The 25,101-nt window shown below is 61.0% G+C and carries 24 protein-coding genes; 8 read left to right on the top strand and 16 right to left on the bottom strand.

Features of this window, described 5'->3' with window-relative positions:
* The first annotated feature begins 93 nt into the window (after positions 1-93).
* Positions 94-327 carry a PP0621 family protein gene (locus BM403_RS07435; RefSeq protein WP_012722149.1) on the top strand — a complete coding sequence of 78 codons (234 nt, stop codon included), beginning with the start codon at positions 94-96 and terminating at the stop codon, positions 325-327.
* Here the strand turns inward: BM403_RS07435 and thiO are convergent.
* The 5 genes from thiO to pilV form a co-directional block, all read right to left on the bottom strand.
* On the bottom strand, positions 314-1,423 hold the full coding sequence (thiO, locus tag BM403_RS07440) for a glycine oxidase ThiO (protein WP_093542241.1): 1,110 nt from the start codon (positions 1,421-1,423) through the stop codon (positions 314-316). The two genes, BM403_RS07435 and thiO, sit on opposite strands and share 14 nt — an antisense overlap.
* Before the next feature lie 62 nt (positions 1,424-1,485).
* Entirely contained in the window at positions 1,486-1,887 is a 402-nt protein-coding gene (locus tag BM403_RS07445; RefSeq protein ID WP_012722147.1) for a type IV pilin protein, read from the bottom strand.
* 22 nt (positions 1,888-1,909) lie between these two features.
* Positions 1,910-2,440 (bottom strand): pilus assembly PilX family protein, encoded by a 531-nt coding sequence (locus BM403_RS07450; protein ID WP_093542369.1) that lies wholly within the window; start codon positions 2,438-2,440, stop codon positions 1,910-1,912.
* Positions 2,441-2,447: 7 nt separating this feature from the next.
* Complete coding sequence (locus tag BM403_RS07455; RefSeq protein ID WP_093542243.1) at positions 2,448-3,155, bottom strand: prepilin-type N-terminal cleavage/methylation domain-containing protein; 708 nt, start codon at positions 3,153-3,155, stop codon at positions 2,448-2,450.
* On the bottom strand, positions 3,152-3,637 hold the full coding sequence (pilV, locus tag BM403_RS07460; RefSeq protein ID WP_043204762.1) for a type IV pilus modification protein PilV: 486 nt from the start codon (positions 3,635-3,637) through the stop codon (positions 3,152-3,154). Before pilV ends, BM403_RS07455 begins: the two co-directional genes overlap by 4 nt.
* A gap of 193 nt (positions 3,638-3,830) precedes the next feature.
* On the opposite strand from pilV, the gene BM403_RS07465 reads away from it, so the two are divergent.
* Positions 3,831-4,412 carry a GspH/FimT family pseudopilin gene (locus tag BM403_RS07465; RefSeq protein ID WP_046034093.1) on the top strand — a complete coding sequence of 194 codons (582 nt, stop codon included), beginning with the start codon at positions 3,831-3,833 and terminating at the stop codon, positions 4,410-4,412.
* Here the strand turns inward: BM403_RS07465 and ispH are convergent.
* The 6 genes from ispH to murJ all read right to left on the bottom strand — a co-directional run bounded on the left by ispH (position 4,366) and on the right by murJ (position 11,887).
* Positions 4,366-5,313 (bottom strand): 4-hydroxy-3-methylbut-2-enyl diphosphate reductase, encoded by a 948-nt coding sequence (gene ispH / locus BM403_RS07470; RefSeq protein WP_046034095.1) that lies wholly within the window; start codon positions 5,311-5,313, stop codon positions 4,366-4,368. The genes BM403_RS07465 and ispH overlap by 47 nt on opposite strands.
* Positions 5,314-5,494: 181 nt before the next feature.
* Positions 5,495-5,932 (bottom strand): FKBP-type peptidyl-prolyl cis-trans isomerase, encoded by a 438-nt coding sequence (fkpB, locus tag BM403_RS07475; RefSeq protein WP_173390393.1) that lies wholly within the window; start codon positions 5,930-5,932, stop codon positions 5,495-5,497.
* Positions 5,933-5,939: 7 nt separating this feature from the next.
* A complete protein-coding gene (gene lspA, locus BM403_RS07480; RefSeq protein ID WP_012722140.1) occupies positions 5,940-6,452 on the bottom strand; it encodes a signal peptidase II in 513 nt (170 codons plus the stop codon).
* Positions 6,445-9,276, bottom strand: a complete 2,832-nt coding sequence (ileS, locus tag BM403_RS07485; RefSeq protein ID WP_093542245.1) for an isoleucine--tRNA ligase — start codon at positions 9,274-9,276, stop codon at positions 6,445-6,447. Before ileS ends, lspA begins: the two co-directional genes overlap by 8 nt.
* 14 nt (positions 9,277-9,290) lie before the next feature.
* Entirely contained in the window at positions 9,291-10,229 is a 939-nt protein-coding gene (ribF, locus tag BM403_RS07490; protein ID WP_175538052.1) for a bifunctional riboflavin kinase/FAD synthetase, read from the bottom strand.
* A gap of 119 nt (positions 10,230-10,348) precedes the next feature.
* Positions 10,349-11,887, bottom strand: coding sequence for a murein biosynthesis integral membrane protein MurJ (gene murJ, locus BM403_RS07495; protein ID WP_093542249.1), 1,539 nt, complete (start codon positions 11,885-11,887; stop codon positions 10,349-10,351).
* A gap of 253 nt (positions 11,888-12,140) precedes the next feature.
* Between murJ and rpsT the strand changes: the two genes are divergently transcribed.
* The gene (gene rpsT, locus BM403_RS07505; protein ID WP_003188401.1) at positions 12,141-12,419 is read left to right on the top strand and encodes a 30S ribosomal protein S20; all 279 of its coding nucleotides are present in this window, start codon (positions 12,141-12,143) and stop codon (positions 12,417-12,419) included.
* A 360-nt stretch (positions 12,420-12,779) separates the two neighbouring features.
* On the opposite strand, the gene BM403_RS07510 is transcribed toward rpsT, so the two are convergent.
* On the bottom strand, positions 12,780-13,265 hold the full coding sequence (locus tag BM403_RS07510; RefSeq protein WP_012722137.1) for an FKBP-type peptidyl-prolyl cis-trans isomerase: 486 nt from the start codon (positions 13,263-13,265) through the stop codon (positions 12,780-12,782).
* On the opposite strand from BM403_RS07510, the gene BM403_RS07515 reads away from it, so the two are divergent.
* The 3 genes from BM403_RS07515 (at position 13,264) to BM403_RS07525 (ending at position 16,633) form a co-directional block, all read left to right on the top strand.
* Entirely contained in the window at positions 13,264-13,554 is a 291-nt protein-coding gene (locus BM403_RS07515; RefSeq protein WP_012722136.1) for a DUF3565 domain-containing protein, read from the top strand. The two genes, BM403_RS07510 and BM403_RS07515, sit on opposite strands and share 2 nt — an antisense overlap.
* A 79-nt stretch (positions 13,555-13,633) precedes the next feature.
* Complete coding sequence (pta, locus tag BM403_RS07520) at positions 13,634-15,733, top strand: phosphate acetyltransferase (RefSeq protein WP_012722135.1); 2,100 nt, start codon at positions 13,634-13,636, stop codon at positions 15,731-15,733.
* Positions 15,734-16,633, top strand: coding sequence for an acyltransferase (locus BM403_RS07525; RefSeq protein ID WP_093542251.1), 900 nt, complete (start codon positions 15,734-15,736; stop codon positions 16,631-16,633).
* 182 nt (positions 16,634-16,815) lie between these two features.
* On the opposite strand, the gene cysN is transcribed toward BM403_RS07525, so the two are convergent.
* The 3 genes from cysN to BM403_RS07540 all read right to left on the bottom strand — a co-directional run bounded on the left by cysN (position 16,816) and on the right by BM403_RS07540 (position 20,536).
* Complete coding sequence (cysN, locus tag BM403_RS07530; RefSeq protein ID WP_012722133.1) at positions 16,816-18,714, bottom strand: sulfate adenylyltransferase subunit CysN; 1,899 nt, start codon at positions 18,712-18,714, stop codon at positions 16,816-16,818.
* Between the two features lie 9 nt (positions 18,715-18,723).
* The gene (gene cysD / locus BM403_RS07535) at positions 18,724-19,641 is read right to left on the bottom strand and encodes a sulfate adenylyltransferase subunit CysD (RefSeq protein ID WP_012722132.1); all 918 of its coding nucleotides are present in this window, start codon (positions 19,639-19,641) and stop codon (positions 18,724-18,726) included.
* A gap of 136 nt (positions 19,642-19,777) precedes the next feature.
* A complete protein-coding gene (locus tag BM403_RS07540) occupies positions 19,778-20,536 on the bottom strand; it encodes a Nif3-like dinuclear metal center hexameric protein (RefSeq protein ID WP_012722131.1) in 759 nt (252 codons plus the stop codon).
* Positions 20,537-20,637: 101 nt separating this feature from the next.
* Here BM403_RS07540 and algW point away from each other — a divergent pair, with 101 nt between their 5' ends.
* Together algW and BM403_RS07550 are read left to right on the top strand one after the other, a co-directional pair.
* Complete coding sequence (gene algW, locus BM403_RS07545) at positions 20,638-21,792, top strand: Do family serine endopeptidase AlgW (RefSeq protein ID WP_012722130.1); 1,155 nt, start codon at positions 20,638-20,640, stop codon at positions 21,790-21,792.
* Positions 21,793-21,904: 112 nt separating this feature from the next.
* The gene (locus BM403_RS07550) at positions 21,905-24,001 is read left to right on the top strand and encodes a TonB-dependent siderophore receptor (protein WP_093542253.1); all 2,097 of its coding nucleotides are present in this window, start codon (positions 21,905-21,907) and stop codon (positions 23,999-24,001) included.
* A gap of 60 nt (positions 24,002-24,061) precedes the next feature.
* Here the strand turns inward: BM403_RS07550 and hemH are convergent, their stop codons facing one another.
* Positions 24,062-25,087, bottom strand: coding sequence for a ferrochelatase (hemH, locus tag BM403_RS07555; RefSeq protein ID WP_012722128.1), 1,026 nt, complete (start codon positions 25,085-25,087; stop codon positions 24,062-24,064).
* Between the last annotated feature and the right edge of the window lie 14 nt (positions 25,088-25,101).

Below are 25,101 nucleotides of genomic sequence, written 5' to 3' on the forward strand. Positions count from 1 at the left end.
CGAGGCTCCTTTTTTGTGGGCGGTATTATTGCGCTGTGCGCCTGACACGTCCTTGGCTAAACTGGCGCATTCCTCGTCGAGAAACTGCCCATCATGCTTCGTTTATTGTTCTGGATTGCCGTCATTGCCGCCGCAGTATGGTTCTGGCGCAAATTCAAAAGCCCGGCCGCTAGACAGCAACGCGCCAGTGAACCCGGCGCTGCCCTGATGGTGCGCTGCGCCCACTGCGGCGTGCACTTGCCGCAGGATCGCGCCTTGAGCTCACGCCAGGAGTGGTATTGCACCCAGGCGCACCTGGAGCAAGGGCCGAAGTCTATCCAGCGTTGATCCGACCTTCGGGTGCATAAGGCGCCGGGTCGATGATCGGCGCACGCATCAGCAGCAAATCGGCAAACAACTGGCAGGACGCCGGCGCGAGCACCAGGCCGTTGCGGTAATGCCCGCAGTTGAGCCACAACCCCTTGAAGCCCGGCACCGGGCCGATGTAAGGAATGCCCTCCGGCGAACCGGGGCGCAATCCGGCCCAATGCCCGACGACTTCGGCGTCCGCCAGCGCGGGAATCAACTCCACCGCTGACGCCTTGAGGCTTTCAAGCGCCTTGTCGGTGGGCGTCTTATCGAAACCTTCGTGCTCCAGAGTACTGCCGATCAGGATATGCCCGTCACGCCGAGGGATTGCATAACGCCCCTTGGCCAGCACCATGCTCGACAAGAAATCCGAGGCGCATTTGTACAGAATCATCTGGCCTTTAACTGGCTCCACCGGAAGCGACAAACCCAGGGTGCCAAGCAACTCACCGCTCCAGGCTCCCGCCGCCAGTACCACCTGGTCGCCAAGAACCGGGCCCTGCGCCGTGTTCACACCCACCACGCTACCGGCGTCCACGACAAACCCGGTCACTTCGCACTGCTCATGAAGGGTCACGCCGGGTAACGCCAGCAGCGCTGCCTTGAGGGATTTGACCAAGCGCGGGTTGCGCACATTGGCGACGTTGGCCATATAGATCGCCTGGGAATACCCGCCACCCAGCACCGGAACGGCGTCATGGGCGGCCGAGATGTCCACTTTACTCAGTGGACGGCCTTCCCGTGCCGCCCAGGCCAGGGCTTCGGCTTCGTCGTCCAGGTCCAGCCAGTACAGCCCTGTGGTGTGCACCTCTGGGTCGACACCCGTCGCAGCAAACAAGTGCTCCGCCAGCTGTGGATAAAAATCCTGTGACCAATGGGCCAGCGCCGTGACCGCCGGGCTATAGCGCCACGGATACAAGGGCGAGACGATGCCACCACCGGCCCAGGATGACTCCTGCCCCAATCCCGCGCGCTCCAGCAGCACAACCGCCTGCCCTTGGGCGGCCAGGTTGAACGCCGTCAACAAGCCGATGACTCCGCCACCGACAATCACCACTTGCTGTTGCTTAGCCATCATTTGATCCAGCCGATAAATAGGAACAAGCGCGCCCGGCGCCCAATCATCCAGAACCCTCATCATTGCCCCCAGCACAGCTTGCGGGACATGTCAGGTGCCGCGCCCGGATTCGTCCGCGCGCCCGTGCCGGTCAGACCGTAGTCGCCGCAAGGGTCACCGGCCATCACCGAATCGACGACCGGCGTGGCCAGCAGCTGAAAATCCTGGGGGTTCAATGCAGCGGTGATTCTATAGCGATCATTGCCACCACTGACGCTGCTTGCGTCAATAAAAGTGCCGTTCCTCGCATAAAATCGCTCCAGGTAGTGAGCCTGCTCGGTCAATAGAGCGACGATCTCAGCGCGATACACCTTTTTGAGATGGCCGGTATACCCAGGGTAAGCAATCCCGGCCACGACCGCGGTGATCGCCACGGCGATGAGTAGCTCGATCAGGGTAAAGCCTTGGCTGTCCATGCCCATTCCAATTGCTCCTTATGTGCGTCTATTGAAGTTGTCGCCATGCCACTCGCCGAAAACGCGAATTGCCCTCCTGTTCTGTCCGCGCGTAGACGCTCTCCAATACTGTGCGCAATTGGCCGCTTAGCCCGACTGCCGTCACTCGATACACCGCCGCCGGCGTTTGCGGTGGCAGGTGCGCCAGCCCTACAGCCGGCCCCAGGAATTGAATGCCGTACAGACCGCCTGTCAGCGCAACCCAGGTGACGCCCGAACCAGGGTCCACTCCGGGCGCAAGCACCGAAAAGGCCGCCTGCGGTGGCGCACAGGTGACAATCGACCGGCACAAGGGCAGTGTCGAAAATGACTGTTGTATCGCTGACTCTCCGCGCCTCAAGCCAGTCTCGGCACTTTGCAGCGACTGATTACGGTGCCAGAGGCTGCCCGTGATCTTTTGCTGAATGACCGCGCCCTGCATCGATGACAAACCGATCAGCGACAACAGCAACAGGAACACCAGGCTGATCAGCAGCACCATGCCGGCCTGGCGGAAACGAATCGCCTTTGTGAGCACCATGGCCGCCCTACCCCACACGGTTACGCAGCGCCGCCACGACGCTGTAGGTTTGATCTTTGACCCGGCCGCCCGGGTCTTGCAGGGTCATCAGGATGCGCACACTGCGTATCAGCGACGCGTCGGCCGGCCTGGCGTCGTAGCGCTCCACCTCCATCGAGGTGGGCTTGGCGGCCACGCCAAAACTGAGATCGAACGCCTGCACGTTATCCACCAGTACCGCCTTGGCGGGCGAGGCAGGCGTGCTGACCTTCAATTGGCCCGCTTCGAAGGTGTAGGTCAGCTGACGCAGTGCAAAACGGATCTGTCCGGGGGCAGGCGCGGGGGCGTTTCCGGTATAGGCCTGGGCGGTCCCGGTGCAATCGGACAACACCATCCAGTCCGGCTTACCATTGCCATCGCCGACATCCGTGGTCACCAGCGTCAGCGATTGTGAATCCCCCCCGACACTCCAGCTGACCGGCCGATCAAAAGCCGGTGGAGCATTCTCGATAAACCCGGTGGCCAAACAGCCAAACATGCCCGCCTGACGGATATCCTGGAGCAACTTACCCAGCACAAACCGCGCATCATCCTGCAGCAACAGAGCGGCCTGCTGGCTGGCGTGGGTGGTGCTGGAGTTGATCGCCACCTGGCTGACACCGAGGACCAGCACCAACCCCAAGGCCAGAGCCAGCAGCAACTCCACCAGGCTGAAACCTCGAGCACGCCGCCTCACTGCGCCACCGCCGGCTCATCGCCTATGCGGCTGGTCAGGGTGAAGGTTTCCCGGGCACCCGGCCTGTTTGTGCCTCGACTGTCGTCCCAGCTGATACTGACGACCACCTCACGCCCACTGACCGACACCGAGCCTTTGGCGCTCTCCCCGGCAAATCCGAGAATATTGGCCTCGAAATCGTGCAGGTCCAGGTCGCGCACGTTGGCGGTAGCGGTATTGGCCAGCGCACGCTCAGCTCGGCCCCACGTGTAATCGGCGGCGGCATTGGCGCGGATTCGGTCGAGCATGTCGTAGGCAATGAAACTGGCCTGGCTGGTCATTCTGGAACTGTCCGTGTATTTGAGCGCATTGAGCTGGATCACCGCCGCGCCCAGCAGGCCGATGGCCAGAATCAGTACCGAGACCAGCACCTCGATCAGCGTCATGCCGGTTTGTTGCCGGGTTAAGGCGTGGGGCAAACAGGTGTTCGTGCAGACAAGCATTACCGTCGTCATCCGTGTCGAGGTCCGAAAAAGAGCAGGTGAAACCTGCTGTGCGGCCCAAGACTAGCGCCGGTTTTTCGCCTGCGCTGCTCCAGGAACAAAGGGAAATACTTTGGACGTAAAGGCCATCATTCAACGCTATCGCTTGAGCGCTATACCTAGGGCTGCACCCACATCCACGGAGGGATGACACATGCAGCAACGAGGCTTCACCCTGATCGAACTGCTGCTCGGACTGATCGTGAGTGGCATCCTGGCCAACCTGGCAGTGCCGAGCTTCAAGAGCCTGTTGGAATCACAGCAGCGATACAGTGCGGCGCAATCCTTGGCCGGCGGGCTACGCTACGCACGCGCCGAGGCCGTCGCACGCAACCGCCCGGTGGTCATTCACGCATTGGAAGATGATTGGAGCCTGGGTTGGCGGGTAATCGTGGATGTCAGCGGACGCGGCCACTTGGACGATGACAACCCGGTGCTGCTGGAGCGCCGAGACAGTATGCGGGGTACGATCGTGGGCAATGGACCGCTCAAGAGCCAGGTTCGCTTCAGCGGCCTGGGCGAGCCGATATTTTCAGGCGGCGGATTCCGTGCCGGCACTGTGCATGTCTGCGCCAGGGAGCAGGCGCAGAGCCTGCATCAGATCGTGCTGGCGCCCAGCGGGCGGATCAGCCTGCGCAGCGACAGTGCCGAGCAGGCGCTGTGCCGGAATCAATCCGGCAGCCGGGCACTCAGAGCAATGAGCGAACCCGCAGTTCCTTGGGCATGGAGAACGTGATGTTCTCCTCGCGACCGGCCAGTTCATCAGCACCAGTCGCCCCCCAGGCGTGCAGTTGTTGGATAACACCGCGCACCAGCACTTCGGGGGCCGAAGCGCCTGCCGTGATGCCGATACGCTCGACCCCATCGAACCAGCTGCGTTGCATGTCTTCAGCACCGTCGATCAGGTACGCAGGCGTTGCCATGCGCTCAGCCAACTCACGCAGGCGGTTGGAGTTGGAGCTGTTGGGGCTGCCGACAACCAGGACCACATCGCATTCATCGGCCAGTTGCTTGACCGCGTCCTGTCGGTTCTGGGTGGCGTAGCAAATATCGTCCTTGCGCGGCCCGCCGATGGCCGGGAAGCGATTGCGCAGCGCGTCGATCACGCGGCTGGTGTCGTCCATGGACAGGGTGGTCTGGGTCACGAATGCCAGGCGCTCGGGGTTCTGCACCTGCAGGTTGGCGACGTCTTTTTCGTCTTCCACCAAGTAAATGGCGCCGCCATTGCTGGCGTCGTACTGGCCCATGGTGCCTTCGACTTCCGGGTGGCCGGCGTGGCCGATCAGGATGCACTCGCGACCGTCACGGCTGTAGCGTGCGACCTCGATATGGACCTTGGTGACCAGTGGGCAGGTGGCATCGAAGACTTTCAGGCCACGGCCTGCCGCTTCGGTACGCACTGCCTGGGACACACCGTGGGCGCTGAAAATGACGATAACGTCATCCGGCACCTGGTCCAGCTCTTCGACAAAGATGGCGCCGCGGGCGCGCAGGTCTTCGACCACGAATTTATTGTGGACGACTTCATGGCGCACATAAATCGGCGGCCCGAAGACTTCCAGGGCGCGGTTGACGATTTCAATCGCCCGGTCCACGCCAGCGCAGAAGCCACGGGGGTTGGCGAGTTTGATTTGCATGCTGTGCCTCGTGTCTTGCAGCCGTTTTGGGTCAGGCGTGACGCTAACCCAACTGACAATGAAGATCAAAGGTGGGAGGGGGCTTGCCCCCGATGGCGGTGGGTCAGTCACAGATGCACTGACTGACACCCAGCTATCGGGGGGCAAGCCCCCTCCCACATTTTCTGAACTGCGTCGTTGATCAGATCGCTTTAACGTCGATGATTTCAACGTCGAACGTCAAGGTTTTACCGGCCAACGGGTGGTTGAAGTCGATGGTCACTTGCGCGTCATCGAAGGTTTTCACCACACCGGGCAGCTCGGTATTCGCCGCATCGTTGAAGATCACCAGCAGGCCTTCCGACAAGTCCATGTCCTGGAACTGCGAACGCGGGATGATCTGCACGTTTTGCGGGTTGGGCTGGCCAAAGGCGTTTTCCGGCAGGATCTGCAAGGTGCGCTTGTCGCCCGCCTTGAAGCCGAACAGGGCCGCTTCGAAACCCGGCAGCAGGTTGCCATCACCGACCTTGAAGGTCGCCGGGGCTTTGTCGAACGTGCTGTCGACCGTGTCGCCATTCTCAAGGCGCAATGCAAAATGCAAAGTGACTTCCGTGTTCTGGCCGATACGTTGCTCAGCCAATACCTGATCAGTCATTGACGGTCTCTCCGGTTTTCTTGCTTTTGAACATATCCAACGCCAGCATAATTGCACCGACGGTGATGGCGCTGTCGGCAAAGTTGAACGCCGGGAAGTAATGGCGGTTCTGCCAATGCACCAGAATGAAGTCGATCACATGGCCCAAGGCAATGCGGTCGTACAGGTTGCCCAGCGCGCCGCCGAGCACCAGTGCCAGGGCAACGGCCAGCCAAGTGTCATCGCGACCAAGGCGCTTGAGCCATACCACCAGCACCGCACTGACCACCAAGGCAATCACAGCGAACAACCAGCGCTGCCAGCCACCGCCGTCAGCCAAAAAGCTGAAAGCGGCGCCGGTGTTGTAGGCCAGGGTCCAGCTGAAGTAATCCGGGATCACCACGATTTGCTGGAACATCTCCAGGGAACCCTCGAAATGAGCCTTGCTGACCTGGTCGATGACCAGGACCAGCACGCTCAGTACGAGCAGGCCCAAACGTCCGAAACGGCTGGAAGCGTTAGGCATAGTGACGAACCTCACCAGCACCCGAGATGTTGTCGACACAACGACCACAGATTTCCGGATGCTCAGGGTTCACGCCGACATCTTCGCGGCAGTGCCAGCAACGGGCGCACTTAGGGAAGGCCGACTTGACCACTTTGAGCTTGAGGCCCGGCACTTCGGTCGCCACCGCATCCGCCGGGGCCTGGGCAAAGGGTGCCAGGCTCGCGGTGGAGGTGATCAGCACGAAGCGCAGCTCGTTGCTCAGCTTGGCCAGGTCGGCAGTCAGGCCTTCCTCGGCGAACAGGGTGACTTCGGCTTGCAGGTTGCCACCGACGGCCTTGGCCGCACGCTGTACTTCCAGTTCCTTGTTCACCGCGACTTTGACAGCCATCACGCCTTCCCAGTACTCGCGGCCCAGCTCGAAGTCGGCCGGCAGTTCGGTCAGGCCTTCGTACCAGGTGTTGAGCATCACCGACTCGTTACGCTCGCCCGGCAGGTATTCCCACAGTTCGTCGGCGGTGAAGGCCAGGATCGGCGCGATCCAGCGCACCAGCGCTTCGGAGATGTGGTAAAGCGCGGTCTGCGCCGAACGGCGCGCCTTGCTGTTGGCGCCGGTGGTGTACTGGCGGTCCTTGATGATGTCGAGGTAGAAGCCACCCAGCTCCTGCACGCAGAAGTTGTGGATCTTCGAGTACACGTTCCAGAAACGGTATTCGCCGTAGTTTTCCTGCAACTCACGCTGCAGCAACAGGGTACGGTCCACGGCCCAACGGTCCAGGGCGAGCATGTCCTCGGCCGGCAGGATGTCGGTGGCCGGGTTGAAACCGGTCAGGTTCGACAGCAGGAAGCGTGCGGTATTACGGATACGACGGTAGGCATCGGCGCTACGAGCCAGGATCTGGTCGGACACGGCGATTTCGCCCGAGTAATCGGTCGAGGCGACCCACAGACGCATGATGTCGGCGCCCAGGGTGTCGTTGATCTTTTTCGGCTCGATCACGTTCTTCAGCGACTTGGACATCTTGCGGCCCGTCTCGTCGACGGTGAAGCCGTGGGTCAGCAGTTCGCGGTACGGCGCGTGGTTGTCGATGGCGCAACCGGTCAGCAGCGACGAGTGGAACCAGCCACGGTGTTGGTCGGAGCCTTCCAGGTACAGGTCGGCACGCGGGCCGGTTTCGTGACCCATCGGGTGCGAGCCGCGCAGCACGTGCCAATGAGTGGTACCCGAGTCGAACCATACGTCGAGGGTGTCGCTGATCTTGTCGTACTGCGGCGCTTCATCGCCCAGCAGCTCGGCAGCGTCCATTTTGAACCAGGCTTCGATGCCTTCCAGTTCAACGCGCTGGGCCACTTCTTCCATCAGCTCAACGGTACGTGGATGCAACTCGCCGCTTTCCTTGTTCAGGAAGAACGGGATCGGCACGCCCCAGTTACGCTGGCGGGAGATGCACCAGTCCGGACGGTTGGCGATCATCGAGTGCAGGCGCGCCTGGCCCCAGGCCGGGACGAACTGGGTGTCTTCGATGGCCTTGAGCGAGCGTACACGCAGGGTGTCGCCACTGGTCGGTTCTTTGTCCATGCCGATAAACCACTGCGCGGTGGCGCGATAGATCAGCGGGGTCTTGTGACGCCAGCAGTGCATGTAGCTGTGCTTGATGGTTTCGGTGTGCAACAGCGAACCGACTTCCGACAACTTGTCGATGATCGAATCATTGGCCTTGAAGATGAATTGGCCACCGAAGAACTCCAGCGACGGTGCGTACACACCATTGCTCTGCACCGGGTTCAGGATGTCATCGTTGACCATGCCGTAGGCTTTGCAGGTCACGAAGTCGTCCACGCCATAAGCTGGCGCGGAGTGAACGATACCGGTGCCAGCGCCCAGTTCAACGTAGTCCGCCAGGTACACCGGCGACAGACGGTCATAGAACGGGTGACGGAAGTTGACCAGTTCCAGCGCGGAGCCGGTGGTGGTCGCAATCACCGAACCTTGCAATTCATAGCGAGCCAGGCAGGCCTCGACCATTTCCTCGGCCAGCACCAGCAGGCGATCACCGACGTCCACCAGGGCGTAGGTGAATTCCGGGTGCACGTTCAGCGCTTGGTTGGCCGGGATGGTCCACGGGGTGGTGGTCCAGATCACGATGGCCGCCGGCTTGCTCAGGCTTGCCAGGCCAAAGGCCTCGGCCAGCTTGGCGTCGTCGGCAACCGGGAAGGCCACGTCAATGGTCGAGGACTTCTTGTCTTCGTACTCGACTTCCGCTTCGGCCAGGGCCGAACCGCAGTCAAAACACCAGTTCACGGGCTTTAGGCCCTTGAACACAAAACCGCCTTTGACGATTTCGGCCAAGGCACGGATTTCACCGGCCTCGTTCTTGAAGTTCATGGTCTTGTAGGGGTTATCCCACTCGCCCAGCACGCCGAGGCGGATGAATTCAGACTTCTGCCCTTCGATCTGCTCGGTGGCGTAGGCGCGGCACAGCTCGCGGGTTTTATCCGCGCCCAGGTTCTTGCCGTAGGTCACTTCGACTTTGTGTTCGATCGGCAGGCCGTGGCAGTCCCAACCCGGAACATACGGCGCGTCGAAGCCCGACAGGGTCTTCGAGCGCAGGATCATGTCCTTGAGAATCTTGTTCAGCGCATGACCGATGTGAATCGTGCCGTTGGCATAAGGAGGGCCGTCGTGCAGGACGAATTTCGGACGATCCTTGCCAATCTCGCGCAACTTTCCGTACAGGCCAATACTGTCCCAGCGCTGCAGGATCTGCGGTTCGCGCTGTGGCAGGCCGGCCTTCATTGGGAAGGCGGTGTCCGGAAGGTTTAGCGTGGCTTTATAGTCGGTCATTTAAGGCTCTTCGGTTAGCGATGGGCGCTAGGTGCGGCTAGTGCACGGGCGGCGGCGACATCCGCATTGATCGCCGTTTTCAACGCCTCAAGGGAGGCGAAACGCTGCTCTTCACGCAGCTTCTGGTGGAAAACCACCGTCAAACGCCGGTCATACAGATCACCGGCAAAATCCAACAGATGCACTTCCAGGTGGGCCTTGCCATCACCTGCAACCGTGGGCCTGACGCCTATATTGGCGACTCCCGGCCACGATTGGCCGTCGATGTCGACGCTCACCAGGTAAACCCCGGTCAGCGGCACACGGCGGCGCTTGAGTTGCACGTTGGCGGTTGGCGTGCCCAATTGGCGCGCCAGCTTCTGGCCGTGCAGGACCCGTCCGGCAATGCGGAACGGGCGGCCGAGCAACCGCTCGGCCAAGGCGAAGTCGGCAGCGGCCAGGGCGTTACGCACCTGGGTACTGCTCACGCGCAGGCCGTCCAGTTCGACGGTTTGCGCGGCTTCGACGGTAAACCCCTGGTTGACGCCGGCATCCTGCAGGAAATCGAAATCCCCGACGCGGTCGCAACCAAAGCGGAAGTCGTCACCGACCTCCAAATGCTGCACACCCAGGCCATCGACGAGGATGCGGTCAACGAACTCGGCAGCGCTCAGGCTTTGCAAACGCTGGTTAAAAGCCAGGCAGAGAACGCGGTCTACACCCTCTTCAGCCAGCAGTTGCAGCTTGTCTCTGAGACGTGCGAGCCGGGCCGGCGCTGTCTCGGGCGTGAAGTATTCCCGCGGCTGCGGTTCGAAAATCACCACGCAGCTGGGCACGCCCAACTCGACCGCACGCTCGCGCAGCCTGGCCAGGATAGCCTGGTGGCCACGGTGAACACCGTCAAAGTTGCCAATAGTGGCGACGCAGCCCCGATGCTCGGGGCGCAGGTTGTGGAGACCTCGAACCAGCTGCATAACGCGCTTCTTGCTCATAAAGTGGTCGATTATAACCACACCCGGCCTCGGACGACAGGCAACAGCACAGGCCAAATGGATCGAATCGATAAAACAACGGTTTTATCGCGGCAAACTCTCTAGCTCAGTGACTTGCGATTGAAATCGCGCAGGCGGAAGCCTTGCAGCAGCAACATCCCGAAGTACACCACCACACCGGCGACTACCAGCACGCCAAGGCGCAGGAAGCGCTCCAGCATATGGCCTTCGTCCCAGGCGGGCATGAAATGCATCAGGCCAAGCAACACTGCCGACATCGCGCCCACCGCCACCAACAGCTTGAGGGTGAACATCCCCCAGCCTGGCTGAGGCTGGAACATTTGCTGTTTGCGCAGTTGGTAGAACAACAGCCCGGCGTTGATGCACGCACCGGCACTGATGGCCAGGGCCAGGCCGGCGTGGGCCAAAGGACCGATAAACACCAGGTTGAGCAGTTGCGTGACGATCAGCGTGAAAATCGCGATTTTGACCGGCGTACGGATGTTTTGCTGGGCATAGAAGCCGGGGGCCAGCACTTTGATCACGATAATGCCGAGCAGACCGACGGAATAAGCGACCAGCGCGTGCTGCGTCATCAAGGCGTCATGGGCATCGAATTGGCCGTATTGGAACAGCGACACGGTCAACGGCTCGGCCAGGATCCCAAGCGCCAGCGCACACGGCAGCACCAGTACAAAACACAGGCGCAGGCCCCAATCGAGGATGCGTGAGTATTCCTGACGGTCTTTGCTGGCATAGGTGCGCGCCAGGGTCGGCAGCAGGATCGTGCCCAGTGCCACGCCAAGCACGCCGGACGGCAACTCCATCAGGCGGTCGGCGTAGTACATCCACGACACCGAGCCGGACACCAGCAGCGAAGCGAACGCCGTGTTAATGATCAGCGAAATCTGGCTGACCGACACGCCGAGGATCGCCGGCAGCATATTGCGCATGACACGCCACACGCCGGTGTCTTTGAGGTTCAGGCGCGGCAGTACAAGCATGCCGATCTTTTTTAGATGTGGCAGTTGGTAGAGCAATTGCGCCAGGCCGCCAGCCAGTACGGCCCAGCCCAGCGCCATTACCGGCGGATCGAAATACGGCGTAAGAAACAGCGCGAAGATGATCATGCTGACGTTCAGCAGCGTCGGCACAAACGCCGGCACCGAGAAACGGTTCCAGGTATTGAGGATCGCCCCGGCCAGGGATGACAGGGAGATCAGCAATATATAAGGAAAGGTCACGCGCAACAGATCAGTGGTCAGTGCGAATTTTTCCGGCGTATTGGCAAAACCGGGGGCCGTGGCCCAGATCACCCAGGGCGCGGCGAGCATGCCGAGGACGGTCACCAGCATCAGCACCAGGGTCAGCAGGCCCGAGACGTAGGCAATAAACGTGCGAGTCGCCTCCTCGCCCTGCTGGGTCTTGTATTCGGCCAGGATCGGCACGAATGCCTGGGAAAACGCGCCTTCGGCGAAGATCCGCCGCAGCAGGTTGGGCAATTTAAATGCAATAAAGAAGGCATCCGTGGCCATGCTGGCGCCAAAAATGCGCGCCAGCAGGGTGTCACGCACAAACCCCAAAACCCGGGAGATCATCGTGATAGAGCTGACGGCAGCCAACGATTTGAGCAGATTCATTGAAAGAGTTTGCGCCTATAGATAAAGAGCAGGCGAACTAAGCGCCTACTTATGCGATACTGCGCGCCTGCAACAGCACAGAGCCAAAGCTCGCGAGTTTACAGGTCAAGCGCCGGAAATAAATCACCCGCCTCTTCAGATCGACCACTCAGCAGTTCGCATCAGCCGCTCTTGACAACCCATCAAGTCATCGGCATGATTCGCGGCCTATTTTGTTTGCTATTTCCTAAAAAGTCTTTCGAGGAGCTCGACGGTGGCCAACACACCTTCCGCCAAAAAACGTGCAAAACAGGCTGAGAAGCGTCGCAGCCACAACGCCAGCCTGCGTTCCATGGTTCGTACCTACATCAAGAATGTAGTTAAAGCCATCGACACCAAAGACGCTGAAAAAGCCCAAGCTGCTTACGTTCTGGCAGTGCCGGTTATCGACCGTATGGCCGATAAAGGCATCATCCACAAGAACAAGGCCGCTCGCCATAAGAGCCGCCTGAATGGCCACATCAAGGCTCTGAGCGTTCCTGCTGCAGCCTAAGTGGTAACAACTGCCGCGCAGCCCAGGTTGTGCAACAGTTAAGAAATGCCCCGTACCGAAAGGTCCGGGGCATTTTTGTTTGTGCCTGAAAATACCCCCCTTCCTGGATCGGCGGCTTTTTTGTGGTGAGCGGGCTTGCCCCGCGCTGGGCTGCGCAGCAGTCCCAATACATTCAACGCGTTCCTCCAGACAGAACCCAATCTCAGGTTTTAGGGCCGCTTCGCGCCCCAGCGCGGGGCAAGCCCGCTCACCACAAAAAGCCCGCTCACCACTGGAAACCAGTCAACCAAAAAACACAGGCAAAAAAAAAACGCCCCGAACCAGTCGGGGCGTTTTTGTTACCTATTGATCAAACCGCGATCAATGGTGATGACCGCCTTCGCCGTGCACGTGGCCGTGAGCCACTTCTTCCTGGGAAGCGTCGCGGATGGCAACGATCTTCACTTGGAAGTTCAGGCGCTGGCCAGCCAGCGGGTGGTTGCCGTCAACGGTCACGTCATCGCCGTCCAGGTCACGGATGGTGACGATCTGCATTTGGCCGTCCGGCGCGGAGGCGTGGAACTGCATGCCGACTTCCAGCTCGTCAACGCCTTCAAACATGCTGCGGCTCAGGGTGCTGACCAGTTCGGCCGAGTACTCGCCATAGGCATCTTCAGGTTCTACGGCCACAGTCAGCTCATCACCCACTTGTTTGCCTTCCAGCGCCTTCTCCAGGCCTGGAATGATGTTACCTGCGCCTTGCAGGTAGACCAGCGGCGCGCCGCCGGCGGAGCTGTCGATGACCTCACCAGCGTCGTTGGTCAGGGTATAGTCGATGGAGACAGCCTTGTTAGCGGCGATCGTCATGGGGCGAGACCTTTTGCATAAGAATGAAGAACGGACAAGTCTAAACAAGGATTTGCCCGAAAGCGAACAGAACCCGGACGGACGGGACAGATCAACGGCCTCCTTCATCCTCGGATTCCGCCAGGACGCCGACCAGCACTGGGTCGCCGAGCTGTCCTGCGGCCACACCCAGCATCTACGCCACCAGCCACCCTGGCAGGCACGCGCCTGGGTGCTCGACCCCGTGCAACGCCTTGAAAAAATAGGCCAGCCCTTTGCCTGCGGCTGGTGTGCGCAAGCGCGCGAATAACGATAACCTTGGCGCCTGATTCCCGGTAGATGTTCAAACATAGAACCTCACCGAAGCCATGCACCTTCAGAGAATTCGCATGCAAACTTTTTTTATCGCGCCCACCGATTTTGGTGTGGGTCTGACCTCCATCAGCCTTGGGCTGGTGCGCACCCTTGAACGGGCCGGGCTGAAAGTCGGCTTTTTCAAGCCGATTGCCCAGCCGCATCCCGGCGATACCGGCCCTGAGCGTTCCACCGAACTGGTGGCGCGCACCCACGGCCTCAAGCCGCCTCAGCCCCTGGGCCTGGCTCACGTAGAGCGGATGCTCGGCGACGGCCAACTCGACGAACTGCTCGAAGAAATCATCACGCTGTACCAGCAAGCCGCGGTGGGCAAGGACGTGCTGATCGTCGAAGGCATGGTGCCCACGCGCAACGCCAGCTATGCGGCGCGGGTCAACCTGCACCTGGCCAAGAGCCTGGATGCGGAAGTGATCCTGGTGTCCGCCCCGGAAAACGAAGTGCTCACCGAACTGTCCGGCCGCGTGGAATTGCAGGCACAACTGTTCGGCGGCCCAAAGGACCCAAAAGTACTCGGTGTGATTCTTAACAAGGTGCGCACCGAAGAAAGCATGGAAGCCTTCTCGGCACGCCTTAAAGAGCATTCGCCGCTGTTGCGCAGCGGCGACTTCCGCTTGCTCGGCTGCATTCCCTACCAGCCGGAACTCAATGCACCGCGCACCCGCGATGTGGCTGACCTGATGGGCGCCCAGATTCTCAACGCCGGCGACTACGAAACCCGGCGCATGACCAAAATCATCATCTGCGCCCGCACCATGCGTAATACCGTGGAGTTGCTCAAGCCTGGCGTGCTGGTGGTGACGCCCGGCGACCGCGACGACATCATCCTCGCCGTCAGCCTGGCCGCGATCAACGGCGTGCCCCTGGCCGGCTTGCTACTGACCAGCGACACCCTGCCCGACCCGCGCATCATGGACCTGTGTCGCGGCGCGTTCCAGGCCGGGCTGCCGGTGCTGTCGGTGAGCACCGGCTCCTACGACACCGCTAACCAGCTCAACAGCCTCAACAAAGAAATCCCGATTGATGACCGCGAGCGCGCGGAGATCATCACTGACTTCGTCGCCAGCCACCTCGATGCCCGCTGGCTGCACCAACGCTGCGGCACGCCACGGGAAATGCGCCTGTCACCCGCGGTGTTCCGCTACCAGCTGATCCAACGCGCCCAGGCGGCCAACAAACGTATCGTATTGCCCGAAGGCAGCGAGCCGCTGACCGTGCAAGCCGCCGCCATCTGCCAGGCGCGGGGAATTGCCCGTTGCGTGCTGCTGGCCAAGCCTGCGGACGTGGAAGCGGTCGCCCGCGCCCAGGGTATCGAACTGCCCGAAGGCCTGGAGATCCTCGACCCGGACCTGATTCGCCAGCGTTACGTCGAGCCGATGGTCGCCTTGCGCAAGAGCAAGAGCCTCAACGCGCCGATGGCCGAGCAGCAATTGGAAGACACCGTGGTGATCGCCACCATGATGCTCGCCCTGGATGAAGTGGATGGCCTGGTCTCCGGTGTCATTCACTCCACCGCCAACACCATCCGCCCTGCCCTGCAGTTGATCAAGACCGCTCCCGGCTGCACGCTGGTATCGTCGGTGTTCTTCATGCTGTTCCCCGAGCAGGTACTGGTGTACGGCGATTGCGTGATGAACCCACACCCGAGCGCCGCCGAACTGGCGGAAATCGCCCTGCAAAGCGCCGACTCGGCGGCCGCGTTCGGCATCACTCCGCGCGTGGCGATGATCAGCTACTCCAGCGGCGATTCGGCCAGCGGCGAGGAAGTGGAAAAAGTCCGTGAAGCCACCCTGCTCGCCCACGAACAACAAAGCTCGCTGCTGATCGACGGCCCGCTGCAATACGACGCCGCCGCCAACGAGACGGTCGCCCGGCAACTGGCGCCCAACAGCCTGGTGGCGGGCAAGGCCACGGTGTTTGTGTTCCCCGACCTGAACACTGGCAACACCACCCACAAGGCCGTGCAGCGCAGCGCCGATTGCGTGAGCCTGGGGCCAATGCTCCAGGGCCTACGCAAACCGGTCAACGACCTGCCGCGTGGCGCCCAGGTGGATGACATCGTGTACACCATCGCACTGACTGCGATCCAAGCCGCCAACCGACCTATGGATATCTAAATGCTGGATTTTCTACCTGCCGCCGTGCGCGGGGTGATTGCTTCGCTGTTGCTGGCGCTGAATACGATCCTGCTCTGTTCGTTCCTGTTTATCGTGGCGCTGTTCAAGGCGCTGCCGTTCGCCAAGCGCTTCAGCGAATGGCTGATGAACCACACCCATGAGGCGTGGGTGACCAACAACAAGGGCTGGATGAACCTGGTACGCCGCACCCGCTGGCACCTGACCGGGCTTGAAGGACTGGACTATCAGCACTCGTACCTGGTGACCAGCAACCACCAAAGCTGGGTCGACATCATGGTGCTGCAATACGTGCTGAACCGCCGGATTCGCCCGTTGAAATTTTTCCTCAAGCAGGAGCTGATCTGGGTGCCGGTGATTGGCCTGGCGTGGTGGGCGCTGGGCTTCCCTTTTATGAAGCGCTACACCAAGGCTTACCTGGAAAAGCACCCGGAGAAGAAAGGCAAAGACCTGGAAACTACCCGCAAGACCTGTGCGAAGTTTCGCGACAACCCTGTGGGTATCTTCAACTTTGCTGAAGGCACCCGGTTTACACCGGGCAAACACGCCCAGCAGAATTCGCCGTTTCGCTACCTGCTCAAGCCTAAGGCTGGCGGTATCGCGTTTGTGCTGGATGCCATGGGTGAGCAATTGAAGTCACTGGTGAACGTGACCATCCACTACCCGGCCGGGCGCCCAGGGTATTGGGATTTGCTGTGTGGCAATGTGAAGGACGTGGTGGTGCAGTTCGAAGAGGTGCAGATTCCGGCCGAGTTTATCGGCAAGAATTATGAGCAGGATGGGGAGTATCGGTTGGCGTTCCAGGGGTGGATCAACAAGCTATGGGAAGACAAGGATCACTTGCTGGAGAAACTGCACACAGAATTCCCAGGCAAACGATGATCACCCTGTGGGAGGGGGCTTGCTCCCGATGGCGGCGTGTCAGCCAGTACAGCTGTTACTGATACACCGCTATCGGCAGCAAGCCCCCTCCCACACTTGACCGAGCCCGATCTCTAGACTGTAAAAAGCCCGCCACCGATCACTCGGTGGCGGGCTTTTTTGTGGCCGCGAGGTTTAGATCTTTAGATCGCGCCGCGCTGACGCAACAGCTCCAGCACTTGCTTGACACTCTCTTCCAACGACAGGGCCTGGGTGTCGATCACCAGGTCGGCATTCAACGGCACGTCGTACGGGAAGGATTCGCCAGGGATGTTATCCCCACCGGCGGCATACAAGCCTTGCGGGTCACGCTCGGCGCACACCAGCGGCGATGCTTGCACGTAGACCGTCAGCAGACGGTCGCCGCCGATCAGCGCCTTGGCCTGTTCACGACCTTCGGCATCCGGTGCCACAAACGCAGCCAGGGTCAGCAGGCCCGCTTCGTTGAACTGGCGCGCCACGTGAGCGGCACGACGCCAGTTCTCGGTACGCCCGGCACGGTCCTGCGGCAAGCCCTTGTTCAGGTCATGACGCAGGTTCTGGCCATCCAGCACGAACACCGCGCGGCCCATGTCGAACAGCTTACGCTCGACCGCGTAGGCCAAGGTGCTCTTGCCCGCGCCGGACAGGCCGCTGAACAACACGGTGGCCGGTTGCTGACCGAAGCGCAGGGCGCGCTCTTCGGTGGCCACGTGGGCCAACTTGCCGTGCTGCGCCGAGCTGCCGTGAGTGACCGGCGGCGCGATGATCATGCCCGCAGCCACAGTGCCATTAGTCAGACGGTCGATGACAATGAACGCGCCCGTGGTGCGGTTACTGTCATAGCCGTCCAGGGCGATGGCCGCGTCGAGGCTGACCTTGACCCGACCGATCTCGTTCAACTGCAGCGAACTCGCCGGACCTTCGGCCAGGGTGTTCACATCCACACGGTGCACGATGCTGGTGATGGAACCCGGCACGTAGCTGGTGGCGCGTTTGATGTCGTATTTCTTGCCCGGCAGCATCGGTTCTTCGGCCATCCACACCAGCATGGCGTCGAAGGCGTCGGTCACTTGCGGCACATTGTCGGCATGCACCAGCAGGTCGCCACGGGAGATGTCGATCTCGTCTTCCATGGTCAGGGTCACGGCCTGGCCTGGGCCTGCGTGCTCCAACTCACCTTCAAAGGTGACGATGGATTTGACGCGACTGCTCTTGCCCGACGGCAGCACCACGACTTCGTCGCCCTTGTGCACGATGCCGCTGGCCAGGGTGCCGGCAAAACCACGGAAGTTCAGGTTCGGACGATTGACGTACTGCACCGGGAAACGCAGGTCGGTGTAGTTGCGGTCGTTGGCGATCTCGACGGTTTCGAGAATTTCCATCAGCGACTGCCCGGTGTACCAGGGCGAACGCTCGCTCTTGTTCACCACGTTGTCGCCCTTGAGCGCCGACATCGGCACGAACGCCAGGGTGCTCGGCTTGAAAGCGATACCGTCGGCGAACTTCAGGTAATCGGCCTTGATCTGCTCGAATACGCTTTGGTCGAAGCCATTGATGTCCATCTTGTTGACGGCCACCACGATGTGTTTGATGCCCAGCAACGAGGCGATAAAGCTGTGGCGACGAGTCTGGGTCTGCACGCCGTAGCGGGCGTCGATCAGGATGATCGCCAGGTCACAGGTGGACGCACCGGTGGCCATGTTGCGGGTGTACTGCTCATGGCCGGGGGTGTCGGCGATGATGAATTTGCGCTTGGCGGTGGAGAAGTAGCGGTAGGCGACATCGATGGTGATGCCTTGCTCACGCTCGGCCTGAAGCCCGTCGACCAGCAAGGCCAGGTCGATATCGTCACCGGTGGTACCGGATTTTTTCGAATCGCGGGTGATGGCTTCCAGGTGATCTTCGTAGATCATCTTGGAGTCGTGCAGCAGGCGCCCGATCAGGGTGCTCTTGCCGTCGTCGACGTTGCCACAGGTCAGGAAGCGCAACATTTCCTTGCGCTCGTGCTGGCCCAGGTAGGCGAGGATGTCCTCGCTGATCAAATCAGATTGATGCGACATGACAGCCCCTTAGAAATAGCCTTGACGTTTTTTATCTTCCATTGAGCCGGCGCCATCGTGGTCGATGACACGGCCCTGGCGCTCGGAAGTTCGCGTCAGGAGCATTTCCTGAATGATGTCCGTCAGCGTCTCGGCTTCGGACTCCACCGCGCCCGTCAACGGGTAGCAGCCAAGGGTACGGAAACGGACTTTCTTTTTGACGATACGGGCTTTGTCTTCGTCGGACAGGTGCTCGAGGATGCGGTCGTCGTCGATCATGATCAACGTACCGTTCTTCTCAATCACGTCGCGTTCGGCGGCGAAGTACAGCGGTACGATCGGGATGCCTTCCAGGTAGATGTACTGCCAGATGTCCAGCTCGGTCCAGTTGGACAGCGGGAACACGCGGATGGACTCACCCTTGTTGACGTTGCCGTTGTAGACGTTCCACAGCTCGGGGCGCTGGTTTTTCGGGTCCCAGCGGTGCTTGCTGTCGCGGAACGAGTACACGCGCTCTTTGGCGCGGGATTTCTCTTCATCGCGACGGGCACCGCCAAAGGCTGCGTCGAAACCATGTTTGTCCAGGGCCTGCTTAAGGCCTTCGGTCTTCATGATGTCGGTGTGCTTGGCGCTGCCGTGGGTGAACGGGTTAATGCCCTGCGCCACGCCGTCCGGGTTGACGTGGGTAATCAGGTCCAGGCCCAGCTCTTCGACCATTTTGTCGCGGAACGTGTACATCTCCTGGAATTTCCAGCGGGTGTCGACGTGCATCACTGGGAACGGCAATTTGCCCGGGAAAAAGGCCTTGCGCGCCAGGTGCAGCATCACGGCGGAGTCTTTACCGATCGAGTAGAGCATCACCGGGTTATCGAACTCGGCGGCGACCTCGCGGATGATGTGGATGCTTTCCGCCTCCAGCTGTTTCAGATGCGTCAGTTTGTCGACCATGGTTACTCACGGAAAAACGATCTTATGGACGGCCAGCGGGCCGTGTTCGAGCGGGGCATGCTAGCACAGCACCTGCTTCTATTCAGGGCGCCAGCTAGATCGAAACGGTATATGAATATGCCCCCAGGTTTGGCCCTCAAATCGGGTTGGGGCAATCGATGAACAGGTGCTCAAGGGCGAAGCGCCGTGCCAGGTAATCGCCCAGCGCCTGCACGCCGTAGCGCTCAGTGGCATGGTGACCGGCGGCGATGAAGCTGATGTCGTTTTCGCGGGCGCTGTGGAAAGTCTGCTCGGAAGCCTCGCCGCTGAGGAACAGGTCGACGCCGGCGGCAATCGCATCATCGATGTAGCCCTGGCCACCGCCGGTGCACCAACCGACGCGACGGATCATCTCGCTGCCTTCGATCAGCAGCGGCTCGCGTCCCATGACGTCCTGCACGCGGCGGGCGAAGTCGCGGGGCGACAGGGGCTCGGCAAGGGAGCCGACCAGGCCGACGATTTTAGGGTTGCTCGGGTCCAACGGGCCTTCGACGGTGATGTCCAGCTGGCGAGCGAGTTGCACGTTGTTGCCGACGTCGGGGTGCAGGTCCAGCGGCAGGTGGTAGGCCAACAGGCTGATGTCGTGCTTGAGCAGCGTCTTCAGGCGGCGCTGCTTCATGCCGGTAATGCAGGGGTTTTCGCCCTTCCAGAAATAACCGTGGTGCACCAGGATCAGGTCGGCCTGGGCTTCGACGGCCGCGTCCAGCAGGGCTTGGCTGGCGGTCACGCCGCTGACGATGCGCATCACTTGCGGGCGCCCTTCGACTTGCAAGCCATTGGGGCAATAATCGGCAATTTTTGCACTGCCGAGGTAGCGGTCTGCTTCCTCGACGAGGGTGGTAAGGGGGACGGCCATAAAAGACTCCTAAATATCCCGTTCGCAGGCGTCGCAGCCTCGTATAATGCGCGACATTATGGGCGCTCTCCCGCCCCCTGCAACCTGTCAGGACTTACTTGATGCTCAAGGCGCTGCGTTTTTTTGGATGGCCATTGTTGGCTGGCGTGCTGATCGCGATGCTGATTATTCAGCGTTTCCCGGAGCTGGTGGGTCTACCCAGCCTTGATGTGAACCTGCAACAGGCACCGCAGACCAGCGCGGTGGTGCAAGGCCCGGTGACGTACGCGGACGCGGTGGTGATCGCCGCACCCGCCGTGGTGAACCTGTATACCACCAAGGTCATCAACAAACCGGCCCATCCCCTGTTTGAAGACCCGCAGTTCCGCCGTTACTTCGGTGATAACGGGCCCAAGCAGCGGCGCATGGAGTCCAGCCTGGGTTCCGGGGTGATCATGAGCCCCGAAGGCTACATCCTCACCAATAACCATGTGACCACCGGCGCCGACCAGATTGTGGTGGCGCTGCGTGACGGTCGCGAAACCCTGGCCCGTGTGGTGGGCAGCGACCCGGAAACCGACCTCGCCGTCTTGAAGATCGATTTGAAGAACCTGCCGTCCATCACCCTTGGCCGTTCCGATGGCTTGCGGGTGGGCGATGTGGCGCTGGCTATCGGCAACCCGTTCGGGGTGGGCCAGACCGTGACCATGGGGATCATCAGCGCCACCGGGCGTAACCAGTTGGGCCTTAACAGCTACGAAGACTTCATCCAGACCGACGCGGCGATCAACCCGGGCAACTCCGGCGGCGCGCTGGTGGATGCCAATGGCAACCTGACCGGTATCAACACGGCGATTTTCTCCAAGTCCGGCGGCTCCCAAGGCATCGGGTTTGCGATCCCGGTGAAGCTCGCGATGGAAGTGATGAAGTCGATCATCGAGCACGGCCAGGTGATTCGTGGCTGGCTGGGGATTGAAGTGCAGCCGTTGACCAAGGAACTGGCCGAGTCCTTCGGCTTGACCGGACGCCCCGGCATCGTGGTCGCCGGGATCTTCCGCGACGGCCCGGCGCAGAAAGCCGGCCTGCAGCTGGGGGATGTGATCCTCAGCATCAATGGCGAACCGGCCGGCGATGGCCGCAAGTCGATGAACCAGGTGGCGCGGATCAAGCCGACCGACAAGGTGGCGATCCAGGTGATGCGCAACGGTAAAGAGATCAAGCTGCTGGCGGAAATCGGCCTTCGCCCACCGCCGGCTCCGGTCAAGGAAGAGGAATAAGCGGCCTGATCCAGGTACCCGTTCGCGGGTACCTGTAAGTTTATATTTCAAAGCAATTCATTCTCATTGGTCATGTTATATTGTTTCAATATCGCTATTGGAACGCTCTATCATGCCGTCTCGAAGAATCGCCCCCTTGGCTGGCCTGGCCTTGGGCTTGCTGCTCGATCCCGCCTTCGCCGAAGAAAACACCTTGGAACTCGACACCATCAGCGTCACCACCGACGCCTATGAGTCCGCCACGGGTCCGGTCAAAGGCTACCGCGCGACCCGTTCCGCCAGCGCGACAAAAACCGACACCGCCCTGCGCGATATCCCACAGTCCATCAGTGTGATTCCTGCCACGGTGCTCAAGGACCTGGGCAGCACCAATGTGGAACGCGCCCTGGAATTTGCCGGTGGCGTGTCCAAACAAAACAACTTCGGCGGCCTCACCCTCTACGAATACAGCGTGCGCGGCTTTACGACCTCAGAGTTCTACCAGGATGGGTTCAGCGCCAACCGTGGCTACCCGAGTACACCTGACGCGGCGAATATCGAACGCATCGAAGTGCTTAAGGGCCCCGCCGCCAGCCTGTATGGCCGGGGAGATCCTGGCGGCACCGTGAATATCGTCACCAAGAAGCCCCAACCGGAAGCCTTCACCACCGTGCAAACCAGCGCCGGCAGTTGGGACCGCTATCGCACTGCCGTTGACGTCAACACCCCGCTGGACGGCGAAGGCAACGTGCTGTCGCGGGTCAACCTGGCGGTGGAAGACAACCACAGCTTCCGCGACCACGTGCAGAGCAAGCGGGTATTCGTCGCCCCCTCGTTCAGTTGGCAGTTGGACCCGGACACCCACCTGCTGGTGGAGAGCGAATTCGTTCGCCACAGCTCCACCTTCGATCGCGGCGTTGTCGACGCCCCAGGCATCTCGCGCTCAACTTTCCTTGGCGAGCCGAACGACGGTGACATCGACAACCACAACAACCGTATCCAGGCCACCCTCGAACATCACCTCAACGACGCCTGGAAACTGCGCCTCGCCAGCCACTACAAACAAGGCAGCCTGTGGGGCGACGCCTCGGAAAACCGTGCGCTGAATGCCGACGGTCACACCCTCGACAGGCGCTACCGTGAACGCTCCATGGGCTGGCACGACAGCATTACCCAGTTGGAACTGCGCGGCCTGTTCGACATCGGCAGTTGGCAGCATGAGCTGCTGATCGGCACCGAATACGAGGACTACCGCAAGAAAGAACGCGTCACGGCTATCGGCGGCAGCCGCTACCCCATCGACCTCTACAGCCCCGTCTACGGCCAGCCCAAACCCAACGGCACACGCTCCGGCACCGACTTCTTCGAGCAGACCAAAAGCCAGGCGCTGAACCTGCAAGACCAAATCATTTTCACCGACCGCCTGCGCGGCATGGTCGGCGCGCGCTTTGAGCATTTCGAGCAAAGCACCGATGACTTCGCGCGCAACTACGCCAAGAGCCGGCAAACCCACGACGCGCTGACCCAACGTGCCGGTCTGCTTTACCAGCTCACCCCGCAAGTCGGGGTGTTCGCCAACGCCTCCACCTCGTTCAAACCCAACAGCGGCCTGGACGCCAACGGCAAAACCTTCAAACCGGAAGAAGGCGTGGGTTATGAAGTGGGGATCAAAAGCGAGCTGTTCGACGACCGCCTCAGCGCCACCCTCGCCGCGTTCCATATCGAAAAGGAAAACGTGCTCGCGCTGGACCCGGCCACCAACACCAGCCGCGCCATGGGCAAGGCTCGCAGCCAAGGCTTCGACCTGCAACTGACAGGGCAAGTGACGGAGGCCGTGCGCGTGATCGGCGCGTTTGCGTACATCGACGCCGAAGTGACCAAGGGCGATAAAGCCATTCCCGCCGGCAGCCGGATTCTGGGCGTTGCCAAGCGCAGTGGCAGTCTGCTGGGCGTGTATGAATTCCAGGATGGCGTGTTGCGCGGCTCAGACCTGGGCGCGGCGTTCACTTATGTGGGGGATCGCTCCGGCGAGGCCGGCACGCGTTTCGAGCTGCCGGCTTACCACACGGTCGATCTGCTGGCCCATTACAAGGCCACGGAGAATGTCACCGTGGGCCTGAACCTCAACAACCTGTTTGATGAGAAGTACTACGAACGGTCCTACAGCAATTACTGGATCAACCCCGGTGAACCGCGCAACTTTACGGTCAGCCTGACCCTAAGCCTGTAACGCAACCAACAGGTGGGAGGGGCAAGCCTCCTCCCACACTTCGATCTTCACGTGGTTCGGTTACAGCGCCGTCGGTGCGCGTTCGCACAGCGTATTGAGCGCCTTCGCCCACTGCGGGTCATCATTCAGGCACGGCACCAACACCAGCTCCTCGCCCCCCGCTTCGCGGAACTGCTCCAGCCCGCGATCGCCAATCTCCTCCAGCGTCTCGATGCAATCGGCGACAAACGCCGGGCACATCACCAGCAGCTTTTTCACGCCTTGCTGGGCCAAGGCCTCCAGGCGCGCTTCGGTGTAGGGTTCGATCCACTTGGCGCGGCCCAGCCGCGATTGGAAGGCCACTGACCATTTACCTTCCGGCAGCCCCATGCGCTCGGCGAAGTCGCGAGCGACGCTGAAACACTGCGCGCGATAGCACGTCTTGAGCACCTCGGCGGACGCGTTCTTGCAACAGTCGGCATCCTTGAAGCAATGCTGGCCGGTAGGGTCGAGCTTGGTCAGGTGGCGCTCAGGCAAGCCGTGGAAACTCAGCAGCAGGTGGTCGTAATCCTGCTCAACATAAGGCCGCGCGCTCGCGACCAGTGCGTCGAGATACTCCGGTTGATCGTAGAACGGCTGCAGGATCGAGAACTGCACATCGAGCTTTTTGTCGCGCACCACGCGCTTGGCTTCTTCGATCACCGTGGTCACAGTGCTATCGGCAAATTGCGGGTACAGCGGCGCCAAGGTGACGTTACGGATGCCCTGGGTGGCGAGGCGGGTCAGCACGCTTTCAATCGACGGCTCGCCGTAGCGCATCGCCAATTCCACCGGGCCTTGGGTCCACTGCGCGGTCATCTGCTGCTGCAGGCGCCGACTGAGCACCACCAACGGCGAGCCCTCGTCCCACCAGATGGAGGCGTAGGCGTGCGCCGACTGCTCGGGGCGCTTGATCAAGATCAGCGACACCAGCAAGCGCCGCACCGGCCACGGCAGGTCGATCACATAAGGGTCCATCAGGAACTGATTGAGGTAGCTGCGCACATCGGCCACCGAAGTGGACGCCGGTGAGCCCAGGTTGACCAGTAACAACGCGTGATCCGTCATGCAACATCCTATCT

Origin of the sequence: Pseudomonas sp. OV546 (assembly GCF_900116845.1) — a bacterium.
In the GTDB taxonomy this organism is placed as follows: domain Bacteria; phylum Pseudomonadota; class Gammaproteobacteria; order Pseudomonadales; family Pseudomonadaceae; genus Aquipseudomonas; species Aquipseudomonas petroselini.

What these genes read in the sequence shown, in the direction of transcription:
- BM403_RS07445 (WP_012722147.1), bottom strand. Translation starts at nt 1,887, where the DNA reads ATGGGCATGGACAGCCAAGGCTTTACCCTGATCGAGCTACTCATCGCC.
- BM403_RS07540 (WP_012722131.1), bottom strand. Translation starts at nt 20,536, where the DNA reads ATGGCCGTCCCCCTTACCACCCTCGTCGAGGAAGCAGACCGCTACCTC.
- algW (WP_012722130.1), top strand. Translation starts at nt 20,638, where the DNA reads ATGCTCAAGGCGCTGCGTTTTTTTGGATGGCCATTGTTGGCTGGCGTG.
- cysD (WP_012722132.1), bottom strand. Translation starts at nt 19,641, where the DNA reads ATGGTCGACAAACTGACGCATCTGAAACAGCTGGAGGCGGAAAGCATC.
- BM403_RS07450 (WP_093542369.1), bottom strand. Translation starts at nt 2,440, where the DNA reads ATGGTGCTCACAAAGGCGATTCGTTTCCGCCAGGCCGGCATGGTGCTG.
- thiO (WP_093542241.1), bottom strand. Translation starts at nt 1,423, where the DNA reads ATGGCTAAGCAACAGCAAGTGGTGATTGTCGGTGGCGGAGTCATCGGC.
- BM403_RS07515 (WP_012722136.1), top strand. Translation starts at nt 13,264, where the DNA reads ATGGGGCGAGACCTTTTGCATAAGAATGAAGAACGGACAAGTCTAAAC.
- ileS (WP_093542245.1), bottom strand. Translation starts at nt 9,276, where the DNA reads ATGACCGACTATAAAGCCACGCTAAACCTTCCGGACACCGCCTTCCCA.
- BM403_RS07525 (WP_093542251.1), top strand. Translation starts at nt 15,734, where the DNA reads ATGCTGGATTTTCTACCTGCCGCCGTGCGCGGGGTGATTGCTTCGCTG.
- murJ (WP_093542249.1), bottom strand. Translation starts at nt 11,887, where the DNA reads ATGAATCTGCTCAAATCGTTGGCTGCCGTCAGCTCTATCACGATGATC.
- BM403_RS07465 (WP_046034093.1), top strand. Translation starts at nt 3,831, where the DNA reads ATGCAGCAACGAGGCTTCACCCTGATCGAACTGCTGCTCGGACTGATC.
- BM403_RS07510 (WP_012722137.1), bottom strand. Translation starts at nt 13,265, where the DNA reads ATGACGATCGCCGCTAACAAGGCTGTCTCCATCGACTATACCCTGACC.
- hemH (WP_012722128.1), bottom strand. Translation starts at nt 25,087, where the DNA reads ATGACGGATCACGCGTTGTTACTGGTCAACCTGGGCTCACCGGCGTCC.
- BM403_RS07435 (WP_012722149.1), top strand. Translation starts at nt 94, where the DNA reads ATGCTTCGTTTATTGTTCTGGATTGCCGTCATTGCCGCCGCAGTATGG.
- lspA (WP_012722140.1), bottom strand. Translation starts at nt 6,452, where the DNA reads ATGCCTAACGCTTCCAGCCGTTTCGGACGTTTGGGCCTGCTCGTACTG.
- pta (WP_012722135.1), top strand. Translation starts at nt 13,634, where the DNA reads ATGCAAACTTTTTTTATCGCGCCCACCGATTTTGGTGTGGGTCTGACC.
- pilV (WP_043204762.1), bottom strand. Translation starts at nt 3,637, where the DNA reads ATGCTTGTCTGCACGAACACCTGTTTGCCCCACGCCTTAACCCGGCAA.
- cysN (WP_012722133.1), bottom strand. Translation starts at nt 18,714, where the DNA reads ATGTCGCATCAATCTGATTTGATCAGCGAGGACATCCTCGCCTACCTG.
- ribF (WP_175538052.1), bottom strand. Translation starts at nt 10,229, where the DNA reads ATGCAGCTGGTTCGAGGTCTCCACAACCTGCGCCCCGAGCATCGGGGC.
- BM403_RS07550 (WP_093542253.1), top strand. Translation starts at nt 21,905, where the DNA reads ATGCCGTCTCGAAGAATCGCCCCCTTGGCTGGCCTGGCCTTGGGCTTG.
- ispH (WP_046034095.1), bottom strand. Translation starts at nt 5,313, where the DNA reads ATGCAAATCAAACTCGCCAACCCCCGTGGCTTCTGCGCTGGCGTGGAC.